Below are 10927 nucleotides of genomic sequence, written 5' to 3' on the forward strand. Positions count from 1 at the left end.
TAGTTGCTGATGAACTCGTTGCCGCCGCCGAAGAAGTCGAACTCCACGAAGGTGCGGAATTCGCCTAGGGCCGTGTCGTTGCGCACGTCCAGGTTCACGCGCGTGTTGCGCACGTGGAAGCGCACCTGCTGCGTGTCATCGCTCGTGCTGCCATCCAGCGGGATCGTGCGCGGATTGAAGGAGTCCTGGAAGCCGGCGTTGTCCAGGTCGTAATTGCCCTCCGCACGGATGAAGCCGCCGAGGCGCACGGAGGCGCCCGTGCCGGGGATGCGGATGGCGCCGTCGAAGTTGCCCGCCGTCACGATGGCATCGTCAGGGAAGCGACCCAGCGGCTGACGGGCGGGGCGGCCCTGCGCCTGCGGGTCGGCATCCGCGACGGCCGTGGCAGGTGGGGGGGACCCTTCGGGCGCTGCCGTCGTGCCGCGCTTTAACTGTTCGATTTCAAGGGCCTGCTGCGCCACGACTTCGGCGAGGGCATCGAGCTGCGCTTTGAGGGCGTCGAGCTCGCTGTAGGTTTGGGCGGCGGCGATGTGTGCGCCCAGCAGGGCGAAGGCGACGGCAGCGCGCAGCACGATGGCCGATTGGGTGCGGGCCGGGCGGCCGAGGGTGGGCGTCGAGGGAGGGGTCGGCATCGCGAACTTCCTTGGGCTGAGATGCAGCCACTAGCTTCCCGACCCCGCCGCGACACGAATAGGCGTGCAGCGCGCAGTGCAGGTGCATGCGTGAAGCGTTACCGCGAACATCGTGGCCAGCCCGGCGTCGTCTCGGCCAGTCGGTGTGCGCCTATGTGCACATCCAGTGCGCGCCTGTGCAGCTTGAGTAGAAGCGAGTCGGTCCTGATATTCGCCGCAGCGCTTCGGCGCGGCTCACCACCGGGGTGAGCCCACCTCAATGCTGGGAGCATGGACGACGATGATTGACGACACACGACCGACGCCGCAGCAGCGCTCGTCGGCGAGATCGCCTCGCAGCGCCAGCATGGCGGCCGCCGCCGAGGCGACGCCGCCCATGCAGAATTGGACGGAGATCAAGACCGCCTATCAGGTCGGGCGCCTGGGCACGGTGTCCGCCGCGGCGGACCATCTCGGCATCCACCGCGCGACGGTGATTCGCCACGTGGACGCCCTGGAGCAGGCGCTGCGGGCCAAGCTGTTCCACCGCCATGCGCGCGGCTACGCCCCCACCGACTTAGGGCTGGAGCTCATTCGGGCCGCAGAGGCGTCCGAAGCGCACTTCCGATCGGTGATAGGTAAGGCTCTCGGCCGCGAGTCGGCCTTGTCCGGCAAGCTCATCGTCTCGTCACTCGCCGATGCTGCCTTCAAGGTGATCCCGGTGGTGCAGCACTTTCAGGCGCAGTGCCCCGAGGTGAGGGTGCAGTTCATCGAGGGGCCTGAGCTGTTGCGCCTTGAGTACGGGGAAGCGCACATCGCCTTTCGTCTCGGCCGCAAGCCAGCGCACCCCGACTACGTGGTGTTGCCCTTCGGCGAGGTCCACTTCGGTTTGTACGCCAGTCGCGAGTATCTGGCGAAACACGGCGAGCCGCCGACGGGGAGCGGGCGCTACCAGGGGCACCGCTTCGCGGTGCTCGAGCCCGAGGGGCCTGCGGGCCTGGTGGTGTGGCTCAGGCGCCATGCGCCGGATGATGCGCGCACCTTCCAAACGAACGATCCGCGCGTGCTGATTCGGGCGATCATCAGCGGTGTGGGCATCGGATTTCTTCCGCTAGAGGTGGCCGAGCGCCACCCGGAGGCATTGGTGTCGCTCGAGAGCCCTCAGCCCCGCTGGAGCACGCGCATCTGGGTGGCGACGCACGTCGATCTACACCGCAGCCCCAAGGTGCAGCGCTTTCTCGAGGCCGTACGTGCTGCCGCGCCCAACTAGCCCCACCGGGCCTGCTACTGTTGGTCGACGGTGCGGCCGAAGAGCGCCTGCACGTGTCGGGCGTTGTTTCCCTCCGTGGCGTTGATGCGCTCGATTTGGGCAGGACTCGCCCGCAGGACGGATTTCAGTATCAGCCAGCGTACCGACTCGGTGTAGGGTGGCGTGGTGAGCGATCCCCGGTAGGCGTAGTAGCCCTGCTGAATTGACGCTTCGCGCACGATGTCTTCGAGATACAGGGGGGCGCCCTTCAAGCTAGCGGAGGTATCGGCCTTGCTGGGGATTGCTGATACGAACTTGCTGATGAAGGCGCTCTCCTCGCCCATCCTGAACAAGAAACCCACGACCAGGTAATCCGGCGGGTCGCTCTGCTCAACGTTAGTGCTGACGCAGTGCATCTCCATCGGATAGGTGACGCCATCCACCTGATGCTCGGAAGGCGTGTGGAAGTGGCATTGGGAGAGCGCGTAGCGCGTGCCTTCGAACTCCACCGTTGCCCCGGTGGCGAGGGGCAGCTGCACAGAGTGGCCGGTGTTGCGTACGGCGTCGGCGGCGATGTGATCGTCATGGAACAGTACGCGGTGGTCGCCGCTGTGCGTGTCCTGGGTCAGGATATTCACCGGCGACTGCATCAACCCGTGGTCGAGACCTGGCAGGGTGTAGAGCTGACTCGACGACTCGGGTGCTCCGATCGCGATGAACGGCATGATGGCCAGCGTCCAGCTCGACAGGGCGAGGATGGAAAGTGTGTAGTGCATGAACGGGCGCCTCGATAGATGCGTCGACGGGGGCGGTGCGAACCACTACAGTTCAGTTGACGATGCTGGACGCAACAAGGTGTTCAGCGCGCGCCCCGTGAGCATTGGTGCGGCACGCGTCGGAATCCACGAGGAAGGTCAGGTGGTGATGAGGTCGGCTAGCGGACAGCCCATCTACGGCAGAGGTCATTGCGTCAGCGGCGCGCGGACCAGTCGGCATGCGGTTGCACAACGCGTAGTGGGTGCTGCGCTTATGGCAATGGCATTCTTGGCGCACGGCGCGAGCGAAACACCGGCGGTAGCCTCAGGCCCTGCGGCCGACGCTGTGGAAGCAGCGCCCGTGTCCGCGGAGCAATGGTCCCCTTTGGTCCTGGCCGACCGCGACTCCTATTCCGTGCTCACGGAGCGCACCTTGCATGCGGATGGTCCCCGAGCCGGACGCGACGCCTACGCCCTGATCCGACGCTTTGGCGGACCAAGATCCATCGAGGCGCCCGACCTCTACCGCGTCAACCACCCGGGCACTGAACACATCTACGAAGACACCGACGCGGTGGTCGGCCCCCACTTCGTGTTCGTCATCCATCGAGATGCGGACCGCGATCGCGATCGCCTGGACAAGGACGATCGCCAACGCAACGAGATCAAGGCCTACGACAAGTCAGAGCGGGCGTTGAAGGGGTTCGAAAACGAGACGCTCATCTACACCTGGAAGTTCAAGATCAATGCGTCGATGACCGTGTCGAAGCGCTTTTCCCACTTCTTCCAGCTGAAGGCGGTGGGCGGCCAGGATGGTCAACCGATTCTCACTATCTCCGGCGCCAAGCGTCGCGGCGAGGACGGCATAGAGGTGCGGCACAGCCCCGGCGTTGGCGGCACCCGTCTCGCGCGTGAACCCTGGAGCGAAGTCGCCGGTGAGTGGCTGCAAGTGTACTGCCGCGCCACCTTTGCGCAGGCCGGCGAGTTGCGTTTGATCGCCACGCGGCTGCGCGATGGCGAAACCATCTTCGACATCACCGTGCCGGCGCTGGATCTGTGGCGGGGCGAGTCTGCGCGCCACTTCGTGCGACCGAAGTGGGGGATCTACCGATCCGTCGCTGATCTCGAGAATCTACGACCGGAGGAAGAGATCGTACGCTTTGCGAATTTCTCCGTTAGCAAGCTCAAACCGCGCTAGCCCCCGATGAGCTGGGCCACGCTGTGTAGCCCCATGGCGGTGGTGACCAGAGAGAAGAGCAACACTGCCGTCAGTGCGGCGTTGGTGGCCAAGGTGTGGCGGTGCGCTCCCATGAGATCGCGACGATTGCCAAGGTAGAGAATGCACCCCACCGTCACGGGCAGGATCACCGCGTTGAAGGCCTGGGACAGGATCATCACCAGCAACGGCCGCGCTTCGAAGACAGGCACCACCAACCCGAGCAGGGATATCGCAAATACCATGAGGCGGTAGCGGGGCAGGGTCATGTCGCGCGGCGAGCCCGTGTAGTCGCACAAGAGCCAGGGCAGCATCAGCACGTTGGGGAACTGCGAGGACACGCCGGCGGCTACGATGCCGATGGTGAAGACCGCGCTCGCCAGCGGGCCAGCGATCGGTTCGAGTAGGCTGATCATCTGTGCCGCGTCGTCAAGCGCCAAACCTTCGGCGTGGAGCGTGCCTGCAGCGGCAGCCATGATCGCCGCGCTGATCACGAACATCATGACGACGGCAAAGAGCGCGTCATGGCGTTGTCGCTTCGCGTGGGCCAGGGTCCAGCCGGCCTCCTTCACCAACGTGGTTCGAATGATGAAGAGCCCGGAGAACACCGTGGTCCCCACCATCGAGGCGATGACCAGATAGGGGCCCCGCACTTCGTGTTCCGGCACCTCGGGCAGGCGCGGTACCAGGCCGCCGAGAAGCTCCGCAGGGGGCGGCATGAGTAGGAAAAAATTGGCGATGAAGCAAGCGGACATGACGGCCACGATCACCGCGAGGCTGCGTTCGAAGGCCCTGGTGGTTCCGTTCCAGAAGATGATGTAGACGAGGCCGACGAAGAAGCCGGCAAACCACACCGCATCGATGCCGCCGTCAACGAACGACCTCGACCAGGTCGCGCACACGTCCGCCACGATACCCATCACCCCCATCACGCTGCCGCAGACCCCCGCGGTCAGGGCCACGATGAAGAACACCCCGACGGCGGGATGGATATGGCGACGGAAGGCGTGCAGGGCGGTCTGCCCTGTGACCAGGGTGAAGCGCCCGTAGGCATCGATCATCACGTAGGTGGCCAGGCACGAGAAGGCGATAGTCCACAGCAGCGCCATGCCGTAGGTGGCGCCGGCCTTGGCCATGGCGGTGACGCTACCTGTGCCGATGTTGAAGCCGAGCAGAAAGATGCCGGGCAGAAAAAGCGCGAAGGCCTTGGCGATTCGGTCTAGCATTGGTGGACACGATAGCAGAGCTGTCGGGGCGGCCGGGCGCCTGCTCCGCATCGAGAGGGTTCGTCGCAGTGGAAGAGACATGGCGTTGGTTCGGCCCGAATGACACGGTCACGCTGGAGGAGGTTCGCCAGGCGGGCGCCACTGGCATTGTCACCGCTCTCGACCACATCCCCACGGGCGAGGTATGGCCCGTCAAGGACATCGCTGAGCGCAAGCGACTGATCGAAGATGCGGGTCTTAACTGGTCCGTGGTCGAGTCGGTGCCGCTGCACAACGACATCAAGACCCGCTCAGGCCGCTATCGCCGTTTCATCGACAACTACGGCCAGACCCTGCGCCACCTGGGCGCGGCTGGCGTGCGACGGGTGTGCTACAACTTCATGCCCGTCGTCGACTGGACGCGCACAAACCTCACCTACGAGTTGCCGAACAAGGCCCAGGCCTTGCGCTTCGAGATGGCAGACTTTGCGGCCTACGACGTGCACGTACTGCGCCGCCCCGATGCTGAGGCCAGCTATAGCGACGAGGTGCTTGAAAGCGCTCGCGAGCGCTTCGAGACCATGACCCCGCAAGCATGCGAGGCGCTCGAAAGAAACATCATCGCCGGCCTGCCGGGGGGAGAGGGTAGTTACGATCGGGCCGGCATACGTGCGGCCATCGAGACCTTCGCCACGCTCGGCAACGAACGCTACCGAGCCAATCTAATCGCCTTCGCTGAGGAGGTCATGCCCCATGCCGAGGCCGCTGGGGTCACGATGGCCATCCATCCAGACGACCCGCCGTTCTCGCTCTTCGGCTTACCGCGTGTGCTCTCCACCCCGCAGGATGCGCGAGCCTTGTTCGACGCCGTGCCCAGCCCATCGAACGGCCTCACCCTGTGTGCCGGCTCCTTTGGTGCGCGCGGCGACAACGACCTGGTGGCGATGATCCGCGAGTTTCACGATCGTATTCAGTTCGTGCATCTGCGCAACATCAAGCGCGAGGCGGACGGCTCCTTCTACGAGTCTGAGCACCTGGATGGCGATAACGACATCGTGGGTATCGTCAACGCCTTGCTCGATGCCGAAGCGCAGCGCGCAGGGCGCGGAGCGCAGGAGCTTCCAATGCGTCCGGATCATGGCCATACGATGCGAGACGAGCGAGGCGATGATCGGGTGCGTCCGGGCTACTCCTACGCCGGGCGTATGAAAGGGCTAGCGGAGCTGCGCGGTGTCATTCACGCGCTTCGTTCGGTGCGAGGGGAACCCTGAAACGTCGGTGCATGGCAGTCGCCTCGCCTGCCTCGGCGGCACGATACGCCTGTCATGGCGTGGAGGCTTGTACATCCACCTCGGGGCTCGACGTTCGCCATTCGCGGGGGCTGCACCCGAATTGCCGACGGAATTCCCGGCTGAACTGGGAGTAGTTTGAGTAACCGACGCGGTTGGCGGCGGTGCTCACGCTCAACCCTTGGGTCATCAGCATCGCGGCGTCGTTCAGGCGCAATGCCTTGATGAACTGAAGGGGCGACTGTGCAGTCGCCTCCTTGAAACGCCGATGGAAGACGGCGCGGCTCATGCCCGCGCGCTGGGCAAGGTCCTCCACCGTCAACGGTTCGGATAGGTGCTCGCGCATGTACCCCACGATCCGGCCGATGCGGCTGCCTTGTCCCAGGCGTCGGCGTAGTCGCTGGCCCGCCGGGCCACGCAGGATGCAGAACAGTAGTTCCCGCAGGCGGGCGCTGCCGAGTACGTGCAAGGCCACCGGATCGGCGAGTGCGTCTATCAGTCTGAACAGCGAATCCTGGAACGCGGGGTCCCACGGCGCCACCACCAGGCCGGGGCCGGTGACCTCATCCTCAGGCACCGCCTCGTTGCCGGAGGCTTCATAGGCGACGAGGGTCTCCCCCATGGCGGCGGTGTCGAGGCTCACCAGCAGGCCGAGGACGGGTCGCTCGGGCGAGGCGACTGGTACCTCCGCCTCTACTGGCAGCGGCATCGCATTGCACAGGTAGTGCTGAGCGTCGTAGGCGTGGGTGGCGCCGTCGTAGAGGGTTCGTTTGGCGCCTTGGAGTAGGGCGCACAGGCTCGGCGGGTAGACCGCCGGTGTGCGCTCGACCGGCGCCGTGACGCGAAACACCTGCACGCCGGCCAGCGCCGTGTCGTGGAGGCCGCTGACCGGGGCGATTCGGTCGAGGAGGGCCCGAGCGTCATCGATGGACATTGCGTGATGATATCGACCTTGCGGGTGACTACTCCACCATTGCGATACGAATGAGCTAGTAATCGATCCCATTTCGACTGATTTGAATCGAGCACGACACATATTATGCCTACCTCGCGTTGGGGCGCTCCGCTCCTATTGGGCTCACCCTCGGCTGCCCTCGGCACACAGGTCACGCAAGGCAATGGAAACCAGCAATTTCGGCCCGAGAGGGTGGACGCCCGCGCGGCTACGCTCACTGGCGGGCAAGACGTACCTCATCACCGGGGCCAACGCGGGGGCTGGATTCGAAGCCACGCGGGTGTTGCTCGCCAAGGGCGCGAGCGTGGTCATGCTCAACCGCAGCGCCGAGAAGTCGACGGCGGCGATCGCTACCCTTAGAGAGGAGTTCGGCGACGAGGCGCGCGTGTCGTTCGTGCCCTTGGACCTAGCGGTGCTGGACTCCGTGCGCGACGCGGCGGCGCAAGTGCTGGCGCAGGTCCCGCGCATCGACGCCCTCATCTGCAACGCAGCCATCGCCCAGGTCGCTAAGCAGGAACTCACCGTCGATGGCTTCGAGAGCCAACTCGGCGTGAATCACTTCGGGCACTTCTTGCTGTGCGCGCTACTCTTCGCCCGTATCGAGGCTTGCGCCGGGCGCATCGTGGTCGTCGGCAGCAATGCCTACAAGATGGGTCTGCGCCAAATTCAGTTCAACGACTTGAACTTTGATCATCGCTACTCGGCCTGGAACGCCTATGCGCAGAGTAAGTTGGCGCAGATGATGTTCGCCTACGAGCTTCAGCGTCGTATCGAGGCGACTGGCAAGGCCGTGCAAGTGTTCGTCTGCCATCCCGGGGCTTCGCGAACGAATCTGTTGCGAGACACGGCGAGTACCTTCCACAAGATTCTCTGGTCGGTGCTCTCTCGGGTAATCGCGCAGTCAGCAGAGCGGGGAGCCTGGCCTGAAGTCATGTGTGCGACCGAGCCTGCGTTGGCCACGGGGAAGCTCTACGGCCCAACGAAGCGGGCGGACACGGTGGGGCCCGTAGCGGAGTGTCAGCTGGATGAGTGCGCGCTGGATCCGGATATGGCCGCTAACCTGTGGACGCTCTCGGAGCAGAAGACGGGCATTAGCTGGACGTTGTAGTCGCGCCTCGCTCGGCCGCACGGTAACGGACGACTCTCACCTCGCCGGCGTACGCCGCGGCGGCGATCTCCTCCCGCATCGCGCTCAGCACCACCTCCTCGCCCGCCCCGCCCGTGCCTGCGCCGATCGTCGGCAGGGCGATGGACTGAAAGCCACGCTCGCTCGCCAACGCCAGCGCATTGCTGACAGCGCCGCGGATCGACCGGTCCGAGGCGCGCCAGAGCATGCCGATGCCGGCGACGTGGATGATCGCCCGGTAGGGCAGGCGACCGGCGCCGGTCGCGACCGCGCCACCCAGAGGGATCGGGCCCTTCCTCCCAAGCTCCCGAAAGGGCGCCAGCCCCGCCCGCTTGATGATCGCGCCGGACACGCCTTGGTGCAGTAGCAGCCACCAGGGAATGATGTTGCGGTTCCAGGCGTTGACGATGACCTCGACGTCCTGCTCGAGGAGATCGCCGTCGACGACGGAGAATGCGCGCTTGGTCATGAGTCCCTCAGCGGGTCAGGATCCTCCTCCAAGAAACGCAACTTCCCTTGCTGATGGGTTACTCGATGCGCAGAATCCTTCTGAACTCGGGCTTCACGGGCAAGGGCGTCGTGCGCATCTTCATCTCCTACGCCTCATCGGATCGCGCGATCGCCGAGGAGCTCTACCACGCCCTCGTCCAGCAGGGTCATCGCGTCTTCATCGATTCGATCGATCTGCGCGCGGGCGATGCCTACCATGCGGAGCTCAAGGCGCAGGTGGCGTCCGCGGACCGGATGCTCGTGTTGATCAGCGACGCAGCCCTCGACCCTTCGCGCTACACCCTCACCGAACTCGGCTACGCCCAGGAGCGCTGGCCGGACCCCACGGGCCGTGTGCTCCCCATCGCTATCTCCGACTACGATCCGAGTCGCCTGCCGCCTTACCTGCGCTCGATCACCGTGCTCGAGCCCAAGGGCAACGCGATCGCTGCGGTGCTGCACGCGCTAGCCGGTGACGGTGGCCGACGTCACGGTTTACTAACGGCTGCATTGGGCGTGTTGCTGGCAGGAGTCGTCATGGGTGGTGCCTATCTCCTGCGGACACCGTCGACCCCGGCGGAGGCCCCCCTTCGCTTCTTACGCGTAGCCCTGGATGCTGAAAACGCGTACTGGGAGGAGATCCCGCGCGATCGACCGAACTACTACTACGAACGTGGACTCGCCATGGCGGGCGATGATCCCGAGCTCGCAGCCGACCTGGAGGCGCGCAAGGCGGAGGGCGCCTACGTGTGTCCAGCCCTCTTCACCCATCCCGATCGCTGCCGCCAGGCCGCTCGCTTCTTCGCCCAGAAGGATCTGCAGAACGAGGCCATCGATCCGAGCTTCGACATCCTGCTCTCGAACCACACGGGGGAGGCGTTGGTCATCCTCTCGCTGGGGGTGGAGATCGAGTTCGCGGCGCAGATCACCGTGTCCCTCGGGGATTGGGAGACGACGCGCGTGAAGATCGATGAGCAGTACGAGATCGCCATGCCGGCGCACCCACCCTCGGACAGCTTCCGCGTGGGCGACACCGTGGTCGACGCGTCCGACGCGCTGAGCGACTTCGTGCAGACCTTTGGCCGCTATCCAAGCCCGAGCACCTTACGTTCCGTCATCGGTGCCCTCGACTATGAATGGACCGGTCTGCCGATCGTGGAGACGACGGCCTTGGGCGATCCCGTCTACCTTCAACCCGACGAGCCTTACCGGTTCGGGGTGGTGCTGACGTCGTACAAGTCGATGCCGAGCAACGTGGTGTTGCGCTTTCGGGTGGAGACGGATCGCGGGGAGTTCTGGTCCGAGTACTACTACCTGTTTGCGCTCTAGCGCCGGGTGATTCCCTGCGAGTGGATCGCTCGCGGGAGCAGTTGGCTTAGACACAGCAGGATCACGCCGCCTCTCAGCGCGCAGACTGACCGCATCGGCGAACCGTGAGCCTAGTCTTGAGCGCGTCGTCCGCCCAGAACACCAACCGACACTGACTGCTGCGGGCGGGGATCGCGGTACTCATCGCGATGCGCGTCGTAGCGGCGGCGATCGCTCACGTCCTGGAAGACCACCGCGCGACCGACCGCCACGCGGCCGGAATCCGTGCGGACCGAGCCCTCGCGTCGGTGCCAGTCGTTCTCCGGCTCTTCGGCAATCGGTAGGTCCCATTGCCGTTGCTCAGGGTCTCGCTCACGTACGCCAACGGCCACCACTTCCTCCAAGGAGTCGACCTCAGCCATCGCAGGCGTGACGACATCGGCGCTCGCGCTTTGGATCGAGGTGACGCTCACGGTGCCGCCGAGACTCCCGGCTCGATCGGGGGCTTGCGACCAGGCGATCGGTGTGAGTTCAGTGCTGTCGAAACCTGATGCCAGGGTCTGGCGCACCCACTCGACGCCAGCTACGCCGGTATCGGGGGCGGTGTTGGACAGGGGGTCAACGGCGTAGCTAGGCGCAGTGATCAGCAGCGATGCCAAGGCTGCTGGGAGCGCTGTACGGTGTCTCATGGTGGTCCGCCCTCTCGGTCTGTTGTGTGAGATCA

General features: G+C 65.1%; 11 protein-coding genes. 5 read left to right on the forward strand and 6 right to left on the reverse strand.

Annotation, left to right across the window (positions count from 1 at the left end):
• Nucleotides 1-632, reverse strand: a 632-nt coding sequence (locus AAF184_22020; protein ID MEO0425028.1) for a porin, incomplete at its 3' end; no start/stop codon positions are given.
• Nucleotides 633-912: 280 nt separating this feature from the next.
• Between AAF184_22020 and AAF184_22025 the strand changes: the two genes are divergently transcribed.
• Nucleotides 913-1881: a LysR family transcriptional regulator gene (locus AAF184_22025; protein ID MEO0425029.1), complete on the forward strand. Its 969-nt coding sequence runs from the start codon at nt 913-915 to the stop codon at nt 1879-1881.
• Between the two features lie 14 nt (nt 1882-1895).
• On the opposite strand, the gene AAF184_22030 is transcribed toward AAF184_22025, so the two are convergent.
• Nucleotides 1896-2636, reverse strand: coding sequence for a carbonic anhydrase family protein (locus AAF184_22030; GenBank protein ID MEO0425030.1), 741 nt, complete (start codon nt 2634-2636; stop codon nt 1896-1898).
• Between the two features lie 253 nt (nt 2637-2889).
• On the opposite strand from AAF184_22030, the gene AAF184_22035 reads away from it, so the two are divergent.
• Nucleotides 2890-3813 (forward strand): hypothetical protein, encoded by a 924-nt coding sequence (locus tag AAF184_22035; protein ID MEO0425031.1) that lies wholly within the window; start codon nt 2890-2892, stop codon nt 3811-3813.
• On the opposite strand, the gene AAF184_22040 is transcribed toward AAF184_22035, so the two are convergent.
• A complete protein-coding gene (locus AAF184_22040; protein ID MEO0425032.1) occupies nt 3810-5057 on the reverse strand; it encodes an Nramp family divalent metal transporter in 1248 nt (415 codons plus the stop codon). The two genes, AAF184_22035 and AAF184_22040, sit on opposite strands and share 4 nt — an antisense overlap.
• Nucleotides 5058-5125: 68 nt before the next feature.
• Between AAF184_22040 and uxuA the strand changes: the two genes are divergently transcribed.
• Nucleotides 5126-6307 (forward strand): mannonate dehydratase, encoded by a 1182-nt coding sequence (gene uxuA, locus AAF184_22045; protein ID MEO0425033.1) that lies wholly within the window; start codon nt 5126-5128, stop codon nt 6305-6307.
• 52 nt (nt 6308-6359) lie between these two features.
• Here uxuA and AAF184_22050 read toward each other — a convergent pair whose 3' ends face one another.
• Nucleotides 6360-7259: an AraC family transcriptional regulator gene (locus tag AAF184_22050; protein MEO0425034.1), complete on the reverse strand. Its 900-nt coding sequence runs from the start codon at nt 7257-7259 to the stop codon at nt 6360-6362.
• A 184-nt stretch (nt 7260-7443) separates the two neighbouring features.
• On the opposite strand from AAF184_22050, the gene AAF184_22055 reads away from it, so the two are divergent.
• A complete protein-coding gene (locus AAF184_22055) occupies nt 7444-8388 on the forward strand; it encodes an SDR family oxidoreductase (protein ID MEO0425035.1) in 945 nt (314 codons plus the stop codon).
• On the opposite strand, the gene AAF184_22060 is transcribed toward AAF184_22055, so the two are convergent.
• Nucleotides 8372-8875 carry a macro domain-containing protein gene (locus tag AAF184_22060; GenBank protein MEO0425036.1) on the reverse strand — a complete coding sequence of 168 codons (504 nt, stop codon included), beginning with the start codon at nt 8873-8875 and terminating at the stop codon, nt 8372-8374. The genes AAF184_22055 and AAF184_22060 overlap by 17 nt on opposite strands.
• A 65-nt stretch (nt 8876-8940) precedes the next feature.
• Here AAF184_22060 and AAF184_22065 point away from each other — a divergent pair, with 65 nt between their 5' ends.
• Nucleotides 8941-10224, forward strand: a complete 1284-nt coding sequence (locus tag AAF184_22065; GenBank protein MEO0425037.1) for a toll/interleukin-1 receptor domain-containing protein — start codon at nt 8941-8943, stop codon at nt 10222-10224.
• A gap of 110 nt (nt 10225-10334) precedes the next feature.
• On the opposite strand, the gene AAF184_22070 is transcribed toward AAF184_22065, so the two are convergent.
• Entirely contained in the window at nt 10335-10892 is a 558-nt protein-coding gene (locus AAF184_22070; GenBank protein MEO0425038.1) for a hypothetical protein, read from the reverse strand.
• Between the last annotated feature and the right edge of the window lie 35 nt (nt 10893-10927).

This window comes from Pseudomonadota bacterium (assembly GCA_039815145.1).
Lineage (GTDB): Bacteria > Pseudomonadota > Gammaproteobacteria > Steroidobacterales > JBCBZW01 > JBCBZW01.

Excerpts from the sequence above, each read along its gene's own strand:
- AAF184_22030 (MEO0425030.1), bottom strand. The coding sequence starts at position 2,636 with ATGCACTACACACTTTCCATCCTCGCCCTGTCGAGCTGGACGCTGGCC.
- AAF184_22040 (MEO0425032.1), bottom strand. The coding sequence starts at position 5,057 with ATGCTAGACCGAATCGCCAAGGCCTTCGCGCTTTTTCTGCCCGGCATC.
- AAF184_22050 (MEO0425034.1), bottom strand. The coding sequence starts at position 7,259 with ATGTCCATCGATGACGCTCGGGCCCTCCTCGACCGAATCGCCCCGGTC.
- AAF184_22070 (MEO0425038.1), bottom strand. The coding sequence starts at position 10,892 with ATGAGACACCGTACAGCGCTCCCAGCAGCCTTGGCATCGCTGCTGATC.
- AAF184_22055 (MEO0425035.1), top strand. The coding sequence starts at position 7,444 with ATGGAAACCAGCAATTTCGGCCCGAGAGGGTGGACGCCCGCGCGGCTA.
- AAF184_22025 (MEO0425029.1), top strand. The coding sequence starts at position 913 with ATGATTGACGACACACGACCGACGCCGCAGCAGCGCTCGTCGGCGAGA.
- AAF184_22060 (MEO0425036.1), bottom strand. The coding sequence starts at position 8,875 with ATGACCAAGCGCGCATTCTCCGTCGTCGACGGCGATCTCCTCGAGCAG.
- AAF184_22065 (MEO0425037.1), top strand. The coding sequence starts at position 8,941 with ATGCGCAGAATCCTTCTGAACTCGGGCTTCACGGGCAAGGGCGTCGTG.
- AAF184_22035 (MEO0425031.1), top strand. The coding sequence starts at position 2,890 with ATGGCAATGGCATTCTTGGCGCACGGCGCGAGCGAAACACCGGCGGTA.